Origin of the sequence: Pseudomonas monteilii NBRC 103158 = DSM 14164, from assembly GCF_000730605.1 — a bacterium.
Lineage (GTDB): Bacteria > Pseudomonadota > Gammaproteobacteria > Pseudomonadales > Pseudomonadaceae > Aquipseudomonas > Aquipseudomonas monteilii.
The window spans coordinates 1-15,327 of the sequence record NZ_BBIS01000007.1 but is presented as its reverse complement, the minus strand read 5'-3'; the positions used below and the strand labels follow the sequence as shown (position 1 = coordinate 15,327).

Genomic DNA, 15,327 nt, shown 5'->3' with positions numbered 1-15,327 from the left:
GCTGACTGCTGCAAACAAGGCTACTGCGAGAACAGGCACGTCGGTACTGACAGAAATACCAGGTAGATAGCATGTAAAGCCCTGCAGCAACCCGGGCCATTACTGTCCTTCAAGCGCGGTCCATTTACCGCTACGATGGCTGAACCTGCATACTTGAGGTCACCGACTCATGTTGATCGGCGCTGCTCTGATCCTTACCTGGCTGGTATTGCTTCTGCGCTATCCAGCCAAGGCCCTGCCCGTCTCCATGGCCGCCGTCTGCGGCCTGGGCCTGGTGGCCCTGATGGTGTTTTGGCAGGACAGCCGCGAAGCCTTGCAGCTGGCGCGCCTGGACCTGCGCCTGAGCTATGCCCCCGAACACTGCCCCGCCGACCGTGCCCTGCAGGTGCGCATGAAGAACGGCAACGATGCCCCGCTGACCGAACTGCGGTGGCGAGTGGCAGCGTACGCGCCGGGCGATACCGTCAATCTGGCGGAGAACAGCTACAACGCTCCGCGCTATCGTGGCCCGGGTGAACTGCAGCCAGGTGCCGAGTGGAAGGACTGCTTGCCGTTGCCGCCGCTGCGCTCCGGTTACCGGCCACAGACCCTGGAGTTTCGCGCTGAACATCTGCAAGGCAACTTTGCCAATTAATCGAAGGCTATCTACATGCCCACCGTCCTGATCACTGGTTGTTCCAGCGGCATCGGCCGCGCCCTGGCCGACGCCTTCCGCGATGCCGGCCATGAAGTCTGGGCCACGGCCCGCAAGCCCGAGGATGTCGAACAGCTGGCCGCCGCCGGCTTCACTGCACGACAACTGGACGTCAACGATGGCGAAGCGCTCAAGCGCCTGGCCGATGAGCTGGAGGCGCAGCACGGGCGCCTTGACATGCTGGTCAACAACGCCGGCTACGGCGCCATGGGCCCGCTGCTCGACGGCGGCGTCGATGCCCTGAGCCAGCAGTTCGAGACCAACGTGTTCGCCGTGGTCGGCGTCACCCGCGCACTGTTCCCGCTGTTGCGTCGCGCACGCGGGCTGGTGGTGAACATCGGCAGTGTCTCGGGCGTGCTGGTCACGCCATTCGCTGGCGCGTACTGCGCGTCCAAGGCCGCCGTACATGCCCTGAGCGATGCCCTGCGTCTGGAGCTGGCCCCCTTCGGTATCCAGGTGATGGAAGTGCAACCCGGGGCGATTGCCTCGCAATTTGCCAACAATGCCCAACGCCAGGCGGAGCAGGTGCTGGCGGCGGACTCTGCGTGGTGGCCGTTGCGTGAGCATGTACAGGCACGGGCGCGGGCTTCGCAGGACAAGCCGACTTCGGCGGCGGTATTTGCCCAAGGCGTACTGGCGGCCGTTGGCAAGTCACCCGTACCCGCTGTGGTGCGGTTGGGGAATGGCAGTACGGCGCTGCCGCTGATGGCCCGGTTGCTGCCGCGGCGGGTGCTGGATTGGGCGTTGCGCAAGCGGTTTGGGCTGCTGCGCCCGCTTTGATTTTTCTGTTGCCAGTACCGGCCCTATCGCCGGCAAGCCAGCTCCCACAGGATCCCATCAGGCCCTAGGCCTGCGCTGTACCTGTGGGAGCTGGCTTGCCGGCGATGGGCCGCACAGAGGCCCCGCTTTTTATGCTTTCTTCACCGGCTGCTCATCAAACGCCTGCCAGCCCCCCCCCAGGGCCTTGTACAACCCCACCAGCGCCTGGGACACCGCCGCCGAGCTGTCGATCCACTGCTCCTCGCTGGCCAGCAATGCCCCCTGCACCGTCAGCACATTGAGAAAGTCCACCGCCCCTTCCACATACTGGCGCTGGGCGGTTTCCAGGGCGATGCGGTTCTGCCTCACAGCCTCGGCCAAGTGGTCACGGCGCAACTGGCTGGCGTTGTACAGGCGAAGCACATCGTCGATCTCATGCCAGGCACCCAGCACCACCTTGCGGTAGTTCAGCGCCGCTTCTTGCTGCTGCGCCTCGCGCAGTTCCAGGGTGCCCTTGAGCCGGCCACCCTCGAAGATCGGCAACGACAACTGTGGCCCGAAGGCAAAGCGGCGCGAATCCCAGCCGCCGAAATCAGACAACTGCATGGCCTGGAAACCGACGCTGCCCGACAAGCGGATGCTCGGATAGAAATCGGCCTTGGCCACGCCAATGCTGGCCGTAGCGGCATGCAGGCGCGATTCGGCCTGGCGGATGTCCGGGCGACGCTCGGCCAATTCGGATGGCAGGCCGATGGCAAACTTCTGCTGCGGCGCGGGTAATTCGCCGCCTTGCAGCAACTCGGCCTGCAGGCTACGCGGTGGTTCTGCGGCAAGCAGGCTGAGGGCGTTGATCAGGTCATCACGCCGGGCTTCGAGGCTTGGCAGGCGAGCCTCGATCGACGCCACCTGGGCACTGGCCTGAGCCACGTCGAGCCGAGTGGCAACCCCTTCGGCCTGACGGTCTTCGGACAATTTCAGGCTGTGTCGGGCAACCTTGAGGTTGTCCTGTGTCACATCAATCGTGTGCTGCACCGCTCGCAGCTGGATGTAGTTACCGGCGGTTTCCGACAGCAGGGCCAGCAGCACCCCGCGGCGGTCGTTCTCGGCCACTTCGACCGTGGCATCGGCAGCCTCGACCTGGCGCCGCACGCGCCCCCACAAGTCCAGCTCCCAACCGGCCACCAGGTCGCCTTGCCAAAGGTTGTACGCCTCTTTACCCGCTTTACCGGAAGGGTCGCTCAAGCCTTCGGCGCTGTTACGAGCGCGGCTGTAACCGGCGTTGGTGTCTACCGATGGCACCTCATCGGCGGCCACGGTGCGGCGCAAGGCACGGCTTTGCAGCAAGCGGGCGCTGGCCATTTGTAAGTCGAGGTTGCGCTCGGCAACGCGCTGGATCAACGCGCTGAGCTGTCCGTCATGAAAGGTTTCCCACCAGCGCAGCTCCAGCGGTTCGGCTTGCGGCTGGCTGGATGCTGCCTGGCCTTGAAGTGGCGCCCACTGTTGCGGTGCCTGGCTGTCGGGGCGCAGGAAGTCCGGGCCCATCGTGCAACCGGCCATCAACACGGCCAGCACCAAGGGGCTCAAGCGTAATGCAGGTTTCATCGTGCACTTACCTCTTTGCCATCCAGCTTGTCGCCACGGGTATCGATGGTCGCCTCCACCGACATGCCCACCCGCAAGCGGGCGAGCAACGGCTGCCCGTCATCGAACACGATCTTCACCGGGATGCGCTGCACAACCTTGGTGAAGTTGCCGGTGGCGTTGTCTGGCTTGACCGCAGCGAAGGTCACGCCGGTAGCCGGCGCGATACTCTCTACGTGGCCTTGCAGCTTTTCACCGGAGAAGGTGTCAACGCTGATACTCACCGGCTGCCCCGGCTGCACATGGGTCAGCTGGGTTTCCTGGAAGTTGCCGACCACATAGGCCTGCTGCAACGGCACCACCGATAACAGGCGTGCGCCGGGATTGACGTAGGCGCCCACGCGCAGGGCGCGCTCGCCGACCATGCCGTCCACCGGCGCCGTGATGCGCGTGTAGGACAGGTCGAGCTGTGCCTTTTCCACGCCTGCTTCAGCGCGCTTGAGCTGGCCATCGGCGCTGGCCACCTGGGCAGTAAGGATATCCACCTGCTTGCGCGCCGCCACCAGCGCCGCCTGGGCATTGGCCAGGCGAGCGCGGGCCTGGTCGACGCCGCTGCGTGCCTGCTGGGCATTCTGCACGGTACCGGCGCCCTGCTCGGCCAGGCGGCTATAACGGTTGACTTCATGGTCGGCGAACGCTGTTTCGGCCTGGGCCGCTTTCACCGCCGCCTCGGCCTGGGCAATCAATGCTGCCTGGCGCTCGAGCGTGGCGCGGGCATCGGCACTTTGCGCCTGAGCCACCAGCAACTGGGCCTGAGCGGCATCCAGGGCGGCCTGGTAGTCACGGGCGTCGATGGTCGCCAGCAACTGGCCTGCCGTGACCTGCTGGTTATCTTCTACCAGCACGTCCTTGATGAAGCCTGCAACCTTGGGCGCAACTACGGTGTAGTCGGCAATGACGTAGGCATCGTTGGTGCTCTGGCGGTGGTCGCTGCCGAACATCCAGGGGCCGACAATGCCAGCCAGAACGGCCACGGCCAGTACCGAGCCAATGAACAGGGTTTTGCGGTTGTTAGTCATTTCAGCGGTTCTCGAATTCATCCAGGGTTCAGGCCACCGCACGCGGCGGGTAGACCCGGGTAGGCACGAAAGGAATCAGGCAGATCAGGGCCACGGCGATGCCAGCCATGACCAGGTAGAGGTCGGCAGAGGTCAGCACCAGCGCCTGGTCGTGAATACGCCGGGCCAGGCCCGCAGCGCTGTCGTCGACCAGCGGGGCGTTGCCCAGGCTGTCCACCAGGTGATTGGAATGGAAGTGTCGGCGCAGGGTGCCAAGTGCATCCAGCAGGCCACCCGCGATGACTGCAGCCAGGCCTTTGACAGTGTTGAACCAACTGGAGGCGAACGGGCCTTCCTGTGGGGTCATCCCGTTGGTGGACAGCATCAGCAGTGGCAGCACCGCCATGGGCTGGCCAAACACCTGCAACAGGTAGAACGGGTAGAAGTCGCCACGGATCCACTCGCTGGTCAGCAGGCTGCTGCCGACGCACGACACCGCCAGCATCGCCAGGCCGATGCCCAGCACCCAGCGGCAGTCCACTGCGCGGATGTTGCACAGGGCTGCCGTCAGCGGCAGGGCGACCAGTTGCGGCATCGCCACCAGCATCATCAGCGGGCTGGTCTGTGCCGGGCGGTAGCCCTGGATCTGCGCCAGGTAGGCCGACGGGATACTGCCCACGCCCGACAGCACGATCAGCACGCCGGCCAAGGTCACCAAGGCGAAACTCAGGTTGCGCCGCTGCAGCATGCGCAACTGGAAAAACGGCAGCGGCTCGGACCACTCGTTGAACATGAACAGCACCAACAGCAGCAGGCCACCACCCAGCAGCCAGCAGATCAGCGGCGAATCGAACCAGCCCCAACGGTCACCCAGCGACAGGCCCTGCACGATGCAACTGATGGCGGGCAGGCCCAGCAACACACCGCGCCAGTCGAACTGCTTGAAACGCTCCAGACGCAGCGGGTCTTGCGGCAGGCCCCAACCCACGCAGACGATGGCCAGCGCCGACGGCAGGATGATCTGCCAGAAGGCCCATTGCCAACCGACGTACTCGGTCCACAGCCCCGCGAGCGGCGTGCCAAGGTTGGGGCCGAACGTGGCAGTCAGTGCATAGCAGGCCAGGCCATAGACCTTGATGCCCGGCGGCAGAAAGCGCAGTGCCACGCTCATCAGCATCGGCGGCAAGGCACCCGAGGCAAAGCCCTGGAGTATACGCAGCAGCATCAGGCTATGCAGGTTGGGGGCGAACGGTTGCAGCAAGCCAAGCACGGCGAACAGGCCAATGGCGCTCATGGTGAAGCGCCGCAGTGAGAAGGTGGTGGCCAGCCACGGCGCAAAGGCCATGGCCGAGACCGACGCGGCGCTGTACACCGCCAGCAGCCAGGCGCCTTCATCGGCACCTATGCCCATGGCACCGCGGATATCGGCCAGGGAAATCTTGGTGACTGACTCGTTCAGGCCCGCGCACAGCACGGCCAGCAATACACCAAACAGCCCCACCACCACCTGCACGCCGAACGCCGTCTGCGCAGGTGCAGCCGGCGCGGGGGCGGCTGCCAACGCCGCAGAGGGTGCGGTCAGGGAACTCATGAAATTACATCTCCAGCAACAATTTCGAGGCTGGAGCAAGTTTAAGAAGGTCGAATGCTGACGAAAACTGACTTGTTGGCAGCTTTATATTGCGTCAGGCGCAATCGTCAGCAGCATCACGGATCAATACTGCCGCATGCTTTCAACGTCTGTCGTAGCCAACGATGCGCGGGATCGTTGTCGAACCGCGGGTGCCATGCCTGCTTCACATTGACCTTTTCCAACGGCACCGGGATCTCGAACGAGCGCAGTGGCAACTTCAGGCGCTGCACGCTGTTGAGGATATTGGCCGGTATCGGCAGTATCAGGTCTGAATCGGGCAACGAAAACATGGCCGAGTGGAAGCTGGTGGTGATCAGCGCTACCCGCCGCTCCACCTTGTGGTTGGCCAGCGCCACATCGATTGGCCCATTGGCGCGACCACGCCGGGATACGCTGATCTGCGGGTAGGCGGCGAAGCGCTCAGGAGTGATAGGGGCGTCGAAGATCGGATGCCCTACGCGCGCCAGGCCCACGAAATAGGTGTTGAACAGGCTCTGCACCTTGATTTCCGGGCCCAGTTCGACGGCCGAGCTGATGATCAGGTCGATGTGCCCATTGCGCAGCACCGCATCATCGTCGCCACTGCCCTCCGGGACGAACCGCAACACCGTACGCGGTGCCTGGGCCAGCATCATGCGCAGCAGTTGGGCGCCGTACAGGGCGATGAACAAATCGTTGGTGCGGATATTGAAGGCACGGTCCAGGTTAACCAGATCGACACCGTCTCGGCTGCGGAACACCTGCCCGGCCTGCTCCACCAGCCCATGCACCTGCTCGCGCAGGGCCAGCGCCCGTGGCGTCGGTACCAGGCCACGGCCGGCACGCACCAGGATCGGGTCGCCCAGGGCATCACGGATACGCCCAAGGGTCCGGCTCATCGCTGCCGGGCTCAGGTTCATGCGCTGTGCTGCCCCGACCACGCTGCCCTCGTCGAGCAGGGCATCGAGGGCGACAAGCAGGTTCATGTCCGGGAGTTGCATGGCCGTTTTCCGTGGCAGCTGTGGGGATGGCGATGGTAGCAGGTTGGTGGATTGCACCAGACGCAATGCGCTCGTGCGTGGAGGGGCATTTATTCCGGAAGTGGATTGGGCCAAAAATATTGCATGGCAGGTTCGGCCCATTCGCGGGTAAACCCGCTCCCACAGAGACTGCGCGGATTTCGAAAACTGTGGTGTACCTGTGGGAGCGGGTTTACCCGCGAAAGGGCCCGGACAGGCAACCGTTCAGCCAGCCTTGTACAAGGATCCCCAATGCCCACCCCCGTCCTGATCGCCATCGACGCCTCCCCCGCTTCCAGCGCCCTGCTCACCCTCGCCCGCCGCTACTGCCGCCCCGGCGAACACGAACTGCACGTATTGCTGGCCATCGACTCCACCTTCGCCGTCCACGAACAACCCGCCCCCTATACAACCGAAGAGCTGGAGGAATACCCCGCCGCCTGCGAGGAACAGCAACATGCCGACCACGCCGTCGCCCAGGCCGTGCGCGAGTTGCAGCAAGCCGGCTTCGCCAGCCAGGGCTGCATGGTGGCCGGGCAACCGGTCGAAGTGATCGTGGCCAAGGCGCAGGAGCTGAACTGCGAGCTGATCATCATGGGCCACCGTCACCTGTCGCGGCTGGGGCGGATGCTGGATCCGTCGATCAGCGCGAAGGTGATTGACCGGGTGAAGGTTCCGGTGTTGGTGGGAGTAGCCTGACCGCCCATCAGAGGGGTAATGCACTTGCATTGACCAAGCAATGCATTCGCATTACCTTGGAATGCATAGCTTCCCCTCAAAAGGACATTGCCCATGGCAACCACTCTCGACGTCGAGTCCACACTGACCGATCGCTATCAGACCACTGTTCCCGAAACAGTACGGCGCGCCTTGGGCTTGAAAAAACGTGACAAGATCCATTACTCGATTCGCCCTGACGGTGAGGTGATACTCACCCGTGCAGAAGCAACCGAGAGCGATCCAGTACTGGGCAAATTTCTGGATTTCCTGGCACACGATATCGCCACCAACCCTCAACGGCTGCAGGTTGTCGATGCTGACCTCATCGCGCGTCTCGACAAGCTTGTCGGCGACGCAGAGGTCGACCTGGATCAATCTCTGTCGGCGGATGATGAATGAGTGATGCGAGCAGGAAGCCTCTGGTTATTCATGGATGGACTGTAATTGCCCACCCGCTGTTCCTGGCCAAACTGGAGGCACTCAGCGCTCAAGTGCAGGCTCAGATGCACAAGGACCCAACGGGTTACACGCGCAGAAATGCCTATAAAAGGCTGGCGGCCATCAAGCGACTGGCCTTCGATGTAATCCCTCAAGACCCGACCAAACCTGAGTACCGGCAGGGGGCCACACTGGGTGGTGACCACAAGCACTGGTTCAGGGCAAAGTTCTTCCAGCAGTACCGGTTGTTCTTCCGCTACCACACCCCCAGCAGGATCATTGTGCTGGCCTGGGTCAATGACGAGTCGAGCAAGCGGGCCTACGAAAGTAGCGACGATGCTTACAAGGTCTTTCAGAAGATGCTGCATACCGGCCACCCGCCGGACGATTGGGAGCAGCGTCTGCGAGAAGCTGCAGCCGAATGAGCCGACTGGCTCCCATGATGCGTGAGACCGGGATGGTTCCGAGGGTCACCCCTCGCTCGGCTTCACCACCACCGTACAGGTCGTCCCCGCCGCCAGCAAAAACCCTTCCGGCACTTCATCAATGTGAATCCGCACCGGCACGCGCTGCGCCAGGCGCACCCAGTTGAACGTCGGGTTCACATCGGCAATCAGCTCACGGCTTTGCGGGTTGTCGCGGTCGTAGATGCCGCGGGCGATGCTCTCTACATGGCCCTTGATGCGCTCGCCGCTCATCATCTGCAGCTCGGCCTGGTCACCCACCTTCACGTGGGGCAGCTTGGTCTCTTCGAAGAACCCGTACACCCAGAACGAGTTCTCGTCGACCACCGCCATCACCGCTTCACCGGTGCGCGCATAGTCGCCCTTGTGGATATTCAGGTTGGTCACGTACCCGTCCACCGTGGCCACGATGTGCGTGCGCTTGAGGTTGAGCTCGGCTGCAGCCAGCTCGGCCAGGGCCTGCTGGTAATCGGCCTGGGCGGAGTTGGCGATGTTGCTGGCGTCGTCGCGGTTTTCCTTGGAAATCACCAGGTTGTCCATGTCGGCCCGGCGCTTGGCGTTGACCTTGCGCATTTCCCAGGTCGCCTTGCGCGAGGCGACCAGAGCCTTGGCCTGGTCGACTGCCAATTGGTAATGCTCGGGGTCGATCTGGATCAGCAGGTCGCCCTTCTTCACCCGCTGGTTGTCCTTGACCGGGACGTCCACCACGTAGCCGGGCACGTCGGCGGCGACGTTGATGATGTCTGCACGCACGCGGCCGTCGCGGGTCCAGGGCGTGGTCATGTAGTGCAGCCACAACTGGCGACCGATGGCCACGGCGGCGACCAGCACCAGCAGGGTGGCGATCAGGCTGAAGAACTTTTTCATCGAAGGATTCTCACCAGTAGACAGTAAGCGCCATGGCGCCGAACAGGCAGACGAACAGGCTCAGACGCAGCAGCGCCGGGTGCCAGAAGAAGCGGTAGCCATCATGGCTGGCGATGAACCGGTCCAGGCCCCAGGCCAGGCCCAGGGCGAACAGGAACATCAAGGTCATGGTGGGCATGTACACGCCATGGAAGGCGATTTCACGGGGCATGGTGCAGTCCTTTCGCCGGTGCCAATGGCGATTGTGGGTCAAGCAGGGAAGAACGGATGAAATGCAGATAGCTTTGCGCACGGCGCAGCACCGAGGTATCGAAGTGCCGGGCGAACGGCTCGTCGGTGGCTTGCACGCGGGCGATGGCGTGGTCCACCGCCACCAGTGCGCGTTCGTGGTTGCTGGCGCTGGGCTGCAAGAACAGCCTTGCCAGTGCGCGGCCCATCACGCGGATGGCCTGGCGCCACGGTTGTGACTCGGCGTAGGCCGGGTGCACCGGCGCACGGGCCTGCTCTTTGCGCAGCTCGATGACGGCGTGACCGATTTCCAGCACGGTGAACATCCACCCCATCAGCTGGCTTTGCACCTGCGGCTTGCCGGCCGCCAGACCGTAGGCTTGGTGCAACAGGTCGCGGGTGCGGCTTTCAAAGGCCGACCCAAGGCCGCGCAGGCGGCCGCTGATGGCGAACAGCACTTGCTCACGCAGTTCCTGCTCCAGCCGGCTCCACAGCCAGCGGCTGTTGGGCGGCAGGATGATCGCGCCAGCAGCAGCGCAGACGAACATGCCGATGACCATGCCGATGTAGTCGTTGATGAACGTGTAAGGGTCATACACCGTCAGGTTGTTCGGCACCGAACCGATGGCGAAGAACACCAGCAGGCCCAGGCCATAACCGGCGTAAGCCGGGCGCGAGGCAAGGAACGCGCCGAGTACGAACACCGGCGCCAGCACCATGCACAGCAGCGGGAAACCGTCGATCCAGGGGAACACGAAGAAGGTTTCGAAGAAGCCGACAAACGCGCCGATAGCCGTGCCGCAAGCCATCTGGAACGACATGCGTTTGGGGTTGGGCGAAGCCGCCGAAAGGCCCACGGTGACGGTGGCGATCAAGGTCATCATGGCGCCGCTGGGCCAGTCGCTGAGCAGCCAGTAACTGCCCAGCAGCAACAGCACCGCCGAGGCACGCACACCGGCGGCCAGCGACACCAGCCAGCTGGTCTGCGCCACATAGGGCTCATCCCACTGTTCACGCTCGTGCCTGTGCGCCGCCAACGAAGCGTGGGTTTCGGCATAACTGAACATTTCGTCGACAAAGCGGTACAGCAGCTCGAACGCCGTATGGAAGTCGAGCAGGTCGGCCTCGCTGGGTTCGGTCGCCAGGTACTCGGCTCGCAGCCCGCGCACCTGGGCTTGCAGGCCTTCTTTGTAGGCGGCCAGCTCCAGGGTCAGGCGCAGTGCATCGGCATCGGTCAACGCCCGGCCCACGTAGGGCTGTAACAGCTCCACCAAGGTGTTCAGGCCCGGTTCGATGGCACTGACGATCTGCAGGGGGCCACGAGCACGCAGGCGTTCGAGCAAACGGTGCAGGGCATTGAAACGTGTGGTGATGGCCATGAATTCGCTGTTCATGCGCACCAGCCGGCCACTGCGGCGGCGCATGTGCGGGTCTTCGAAGGCAGTGACGTTGCGCAGGCTCTCAAGGCCCACGGCCTCGGCGACGAAGCGCACGTTGCTGCTTTCGAAACGGTCTTTCTGGCTGTCACCGCGCAGGGCTTCCACCACCACCCCGGCGAATACGCCAAAGCGCTGATACAGGGCGTTGCGCATGGCGGCACTGGCCGACTGCGGCAGGATCGCGGCACTGACGAAGGTCGATACCAGAATGCCCAAGGCAATTTCCAGCACCCGCCATACCGCTGCCATGAACGCCTGATCGGGGTGCTGCAGCACCGGCAGGCCGATCATCGCTGCCGTGTAGCCGGCCAGCACGAAGCCATAGGCGCGGAAGGTGCGGTAGCGCATGGCGCCGGCCGAGCACAGGCCCACCCACAAGGCCAGGCTGGGCAGGAACAGCTCGGTGTTCTGCGGGAAGATGGCGATCAGCGCCACCATCATCGCCGAGCCGGCCAGGGTGCCGAGCACTCGGTAGAAGCTCTTGGCGAACACATGCCCGCTTTGCGGCTGCATGACGATGAACACGGTGATCATGGCCGTGCGCGGTTGCGGCAGCTCCAGGCGCATGGCCAGCCACAGGGTGATGAAGGCGGCAGCCAGCACCTTGAAGATGTACACCCAGGTCACACCGTCGGTGCGCGCCCAGGCAAAGAAGCCCCGGCGCCATTCCAGGCTTTGCAGCCAGCGCACGGGCAAACTGGAAGTGCTCATTCGGCGTTATCCGGCTTCTTGTCGAAAATGGCCAGGGTAGCCGGGGTTTTCGGCGCAGCCTGGCGTTCCTCCTTCGGCACATCCTGACCGGCCTGCAGGCCACCGCCCAACGCGGTGACCAGCTCGGCATGGGCGATCAGGCGGGCGGCCTGCACCTGCTGTTGCACTTGCTGCTGGCGGAACAGCAAAGTCTGCGCATTGAGCACGTTCAGGTAATCGGTAAGACCCCGCTGGAAGGCGACCATGGCGATGTCGTAGGTTTTCTGCGCAGCAGCAACGGATTCGGCAGCGAAATGCGACTGTTCTTTCATCGACTCGCGGCGGATCAGCTGGTCGGAGATGTTCTTGAGCGCGCCAACCACGGTCTGGTTGTAACGCGCCACGGCCACGTCATACCCCGCCGAGGCCACGCCCAGTTGCGAGCGCAGGCGGCCACCGTCGAAGATCGGCAGGCTGATGGCCGGGCCGACGTTGTAGTTGAACTTGCGCCCGGTGAGGAACTCCAGCGGGCCACCGCCGGTGGCCATGAAGCCCAGGCTGCCGACCAGGTCGACGTTGGGGAAGAAGCCGGCATGAGCAACGTCGATGCCACGCGCCTGCGCGGCCACCTGCCAGCGGCTGGCAACCACGTCAGGGCGCTGGCCGACCAGTTGGGCAGGCAGGTTGGAGGGCAGTTTCAGTGGTGCAGCCAGGGCCAGGGTCGGGCGCTGCAACTGTGCGCCCTCCCCCGGCCCCTTGCCGGCCAAGGCAGCCAGCTGGTTGCGGGTCAGGGCGATTTCTTCGTTCAGGCTGTCGAGCTGGCGGTGGGTTTCCGGCAGCGGCGCTTCGGCCTGGCTGACTTCGAAATGGGTGCCGATGCCCGCGTCCAGGCGGCGCTTGGCCAAGGCCAGGATCTGCTCTTGCTGCTCCAGTTCGGCCTTGACGATGTCGCGCTGGGCAAAGTGCAGGCTCAGCTGGATATAGGCACGCACCACGTTGTTCTGCAGTTCCAGCTGCGCCTGGCGGGCTTCGGCCACGCTCATGTGCGCCTGATCCACCGCCTGCTCGCTGGCATTGCGTTCGCGGCCCCACAGGTCGAGGGCGTAGCTGAAACCGAAGGCGGCATTGTTGTCCCAGGTGTTGGCGCCAGACAGCGCGCCAGGGCCGTAGAACTGGTCTTCAGGCCAGTTGTGGCGCTTGAGCGTGGCCTGGCCATTGACCTGCAGTTTTTCTGCCGACTCGACCACACCCGCCATGGCCTTGGCTTCGCGCACCCGCGCGGCGGCCATGGCCAGGCTTGGGCTGCCGGCCACGGCCAGGGCCACCCAGCGGTCCAGCTGGGGGTCGCCATAGGCGTGCCACCACTGCTGGTCGGGCCAGTGGGCATCGGTCGCGGCTTCGCGTATGGCCGCGTCGGTGGTCAGTGTATTGGCTTGCAGCGTCTTGCTTTGCGGGGCGATGCCCCAGGTTCCGATACAGCCACTCAAGGTGAGGGCAAGGACACAGGCACTGAACGCATTGAGCGTTCTGATGATGCGACGGGGCACAGCTGCGATTTCCCGAGGAAGAGGTGAAGGGGCCGGGCAATTCTAGGGGGCGGCAGCACTGGCGATAAGCGCAGATTCCTGCGAATCTTTGTTACCAAAACAGCGATAATCCGCCTTTGGTCGAAGGCAAATTTTCAGCTTTTTATCGTTACTTCGTGACACAATTTTGTCCTCTACATCGAGAGTGACCCATGGACACCCTGCAAAACATGCGTGCTTTCAGTTGCGTCGCCCAGCTTGGCAGCTTCACCGCTGCCGCCGCGCAACTGGATACGACCACCGCGAACGTGTCGCGGGCGGTCTCCAACCTGGAAGCCCATCTGCAAACAAGGCTGCTCAACCGTACCACCCGCCGCATTGCGTTGACCGAGGCCGGCAAGCGCTACCTGATGCGTTGCGAACAGATTCTTACCTATGTGGAAGAAGCCGAGGCCGAGGCCAGCGACGCCCATGCGCGCCCCGCAGGGCAGCTGAAGGTGCACTCGATGACCGGGGTGGGCCAGCACTTCGTGGTCGATGCCATCGCCCGCTACCGCGAATCGCACCCGGACGTGACCTTCGACCTGACCATGGCCAACCGCGTGCCCGACCTGCTGGACGAAGGCTATGACGTGTCCATCGTGCTGGCCACCGAACTGCCCGACTCGGGGTTCGTGTCCCAACGCCTGGGCATCACCTACAGCATCGTCTGCGCTTCGCCCGGCTACATCGCCCGCCACGGCAGCGCGCAAAAGCCGGCAGACCTGCTCAAGCACGCCTGCCTGCGCATGGTCAGCCCGGTGATCCCGCTGGAGAAGTGGCTGTTCGACGGGCCGGAAGGCCAGGAAATGGTCAACATCACCAGCTCGCCGTTCATGGTGAACACCGCCGATGCCATGAAGACCGCGATCCGCAGCGGCATGGGCGTGGGCGTGCTGCCCATCTACTCGGCCATCGACGGCCTGCGTGATGGCAGCCTGGTACGGGTGCTGCCCGAGTACCGCCTGCAGGAGCTGAACCTGTACGCCATCTACCCGTCGCGGCAGTACCTGGATGCCAAGATCAAGACCTGGGTCGAGTACTTGCGCAATTCCCTGCCGGAGATTCTCGCCGCCCATGAGGCGGACCTGAAAACCCATCAGGTGCTGATCGCCAACTAAAAAGCTGCTGCATGGCGGGGGTGGACAATGGTAGGTTGCTAATCAATGTCCACCACCGCCTTGCAGAGAAGTTGCCCGATGAAAAAGACCGTCCTGGCCTTCAGCCGTATCACCCCGGCCATGGCCGAGCGCCTGCAGCAAGACTTCAACGTGATTTTGCCGAACCCCAAGCTCGGTGACATCAATGCCCAGTTCAACGAAGCCCTGCCCGAGGCCCATGGCCTGATCGGGGTTGGCCGCAAGCTAGGCCGTGCCCAGCTTGAAGGCGCAGGCAAGCTGGAGGTGGTGTCCAGCGTGTCGGTCGGCTACGACAACTACGACCTGGACTACTTCAACGAACGCGGCATCGCCCTGACCAACACCCCCGACGTGCTCACCGAAAGCACCGCCGACCTGGGCTTCTCGCTGATCATGGGCTGCGCCCGCCGTACCGCCGAACTGGATGCCTGGACCAAGGCCGGCAACTGGCAGGCCACCGTGGGCCCGGCGCACTTTGGCAGCGATGTACATGGCAAGACGCTGGGTATCGTCGGCATGGGCAACATCGGCGCCGCCGTTGCCCGCCGTGGTCGCTTTGGCTTCAACATGTCGGTCATTTATTCGGGCAACAGCCGCAAGAGCGTGCTGGAGCAAGAACTGGGGGCACAGTTCCGCAGCCTGGAGCAGTTGCTGGCAGAAGCGGACTTCGTCGTGATCGTGGTGCCGTTGTCCGAGGCCACCCGCCAGTTGATCGGTGCGCGAGAGCTGAAGCTGATGAAGCCAAGCGCCTTCCTGATCAACATCGCGCGCGGGCCGGTGGTGGACGAAGCGGCGCTGATCGAAGCGCTGCAGAACGGCACTATTCGTGGCGCCGGGCTGGATGTGTACGAGAAGGAGCCACTGAGCGATTCGCCATTGTTCAAGCTGCCGAACGCCCTGACCCTGCCGCACATTGGTTCGGCCACTGCCGAAACCCGCGAGGCCATGGCCAACCGGGCGATGGACAACCTGCGCGCGGCACTGCTGGGTGAGCGGCCGCGGGATCTGGTGAATCCACAGGTGTGGAAAGGCTGATAGTCATATTTTGCCTGCA

General features: G+C 63.7%; 15 protein-coding genes. 7 read left to right on the top strand and 8 right to left on the bottom strand.

All coding sequences use genetic code 11. From position 1 onward, the window contains the following. Positions 1 to 169: 169 nt before the first annotated feature. Positions 170 to 634 carry a hypothetical protein gene (locus PM2_RS02425; RefSeq protein WP_016713511.1) on the top strand — a complete coding sequence of 155 codons (465 nt, stop codon included), beginning with the start codon at positions 170 to 172 and terminating at the stop codon, positions 632 to 634. A gap of 15 nt (positions 635 to 649) precedes the next feature. Then, a complete protein-coding gene (locus PM2_RS02420) occupies positions 650 to 1,474 on the top strand; it encodes an SDR family oxidoreductase (protein WP_028698626.1) in 825 nt (274 codons plus the stop codon). A 129-nt stretch (positions 1,475 to 1,603) separates the two neighbouring features. On the opposite strand, the gene PM2_RS02415 is transcribed toward PM2_RS02420, so the two are convergent. From PM2_RS02415 to PM2_RS02400, 4 genes are all read right to left on the bottom strand, one after another. Continuing rightward, the gene (locus tag PM2_RS02415) at positions 1,604 to 3,055 is read right to left on the bottom strand and encodes an efflux transporter outer membrane subunit (protein WP_016713509.1); all 1,452 of its coding nucleotides are present in this window, start codon (positions 3,053 to 3,055) and stop codon (positions 1,604 to 1,606) included. Next, positions 3,052 to 4,113, bottom strand: coding sequence for an HlyD family secretion protein (locus tag PM2_RS02410; protein WP_028698627.1), 1,062 nt, complete (start codon positions 4,111 to 4,113; stop codon positions 3,052 to 3,054). The genes PM2_RS02415 and PM2_RS02410 overlap by 4 nt, the downstream gene beginning before the upstream one ends. A 28-nt stretch (positions 4,114 to 4,141) precedes the next feature. Beyond that, the gene (locus PM2_RS02405) at positions 4,142 to 5,683 is read right to left on the bottom strand and encodes an MFS transporter (RefSeq protein WP_028698628.1); all 1,542 of its coding nucleotides are present in this window, start codon (positions 5,681 to 5,683) and stop codon (positions 4,142 to 4,144) included. Positions 5,684 to 5,799: 116 nt separating this feature from the next. Beyond that, positions 5,800 to 6,705: a LysR family transcriptional regulator gene (locus PM2_RS02400; RefSeq protein WP_016713506.1), complete on the bottom strand. Its 906-nt coding sequence runs from the start codon at positions 6,703 to 6,705 to the stop codon at positions 5,800 to 5,802. 270 nt (positions 6,706 to 6,975) lie between these two features. Between PM2_RS02400 and PM2_RS02395 the strand changes: the two genes are divergently transcribed. From PM2_RS02395 to PM2_RS02385, 3 genes are all read left to right on the top strand, one after another. Then, positions 6,976 to 7,422: a universal stress protein gene (locus PM2_RS02395; protein ID WP_016713505.1), complete on the top strand. Its 447-nt coding sequence runs from the start codon at positions 6,976 to 6,978 to the stop codon at positions 7,420 to 7,422. Positions 7,423 to 7,515: 93 nt separating this feature from the next. Further along, a complete protein-coding gene (locus PM2_RS02390; protein ID WP_016713504.1) occupies positions 7,516 to 7,842 on the top strand; it encodes a type II toxin-antitoxin system PrlF family antitoxin in 327 nt (108 codons plus the stop codon). Next, the gene (locus tag PM2_RS02385) at positions 7,839 to 8,306 is read left to right on the top strand and encodes a type II toxin-antitoxin system YhaV family toxin (protein WP_028698629.1); all 468 of its coding nucleotides are present in this window, start codon (positions 7,839 to 7,841) and stop codon (positions 8,304 to 8,306) included. The genes PM2_RS02390 and PM2_RS02385 overlap by 4 nt, the downstream gene beginning before the upstream one ends. A gap of 45 nt (positions 8,307 to 8,351) precedes the next feature. Here PM2_RS02385 and PM2_RS02380 read toward each other — a convergent pair whose 3' ends face one another. The 4 genes from PM2_RS02380 to PM2_RS02365 are packed head-to-tail and all read right to left on the bottom strand — an operon-like array spanning position 8,352 to position 13,116. Continuing rightward, positions 8,352 to 9,212, bottom strand: coding sequence for an efflux RND transporter periplasmic adaptor subunit (locus tag PM2_RS02380; RefSeq protein ID WP_016713502.1), 861 nt, complete (start codon positions 9,210 to 9,212; stop codon positions 8,352 to 8,354). 10 nt (positions 9,213 to 9,222) lie between these two features. Next, on the bottom strand, positions 9,223 to 9,423 hold the full coding sequence (locus PM2_RS02375) for a DUF1656 domain-containing protein (RefSeq protein ID WP_009685040.1): 201 nt from the start codon (positions 9,421 to 9,423) through the stop codon (positions 9,223 to 9,225). Next, on the bottom strand, positions 9,413 to 11,590 hold the full coding sequence (locus tag PM2_RS02370) for an FUSC family protein (protein ID WP_016713501.1): 2,178 nt from the start codon (positions 11,588 to 11,590) through the stop codon (positions 9,413 to 9,415). The genes PM2_RS02375 and PM2_RS02370 overlap by 11 nt, the downstream gene beginning before the upstream one ends. Beyond that, on the bottom strand, positions 11,587 to 13,116 hold the full coding sequence (locus PM2_RS02365) for an efflux transporter outer membrane subunit (protein WP_028698630.1): 1,530 nt from the start codon (positions 13,114 to 13,116) through the stop codon (positions 11,587 to 11,589). The genes PM2_RS02370 and PM2_RS02365 overlap by 4 nt, the downstream gene beginning before the upstream one ends. A gap of 191 nt (positions 13,117 to 13,307) precedes the next feature. Between PM2_RS02365 and PM2_RS02360 the strand changes: the two genes are divergently transcribed. Beyond that, positions 13,308 to 14,255, top strand: a complete 948-nt coding sequence (locus PM2_RS02360; protein WP_016713499.1) for a LysR family transcriptional regulator — start codon at positions 13,308 to 13,310, stop codon at positions 14,253 to 14,255. A gap of 78 nt (positions 14,256 to 14,333) precedes the next feature. Continuing rightward, positions 14,334 to 15,308, top strand: a complete 975-nt coding sequence (locus PM2_RS02355) for a 2-hydroxyacid dehydrogenase (protein WP_016713498.1) — start codon at positions 14,334 to 14,336, stop codon at positions 15,306 to 15,308. The last annotated feature ends 19 nt before the right edge of the window (positions 15,309 to 15,327 follow it).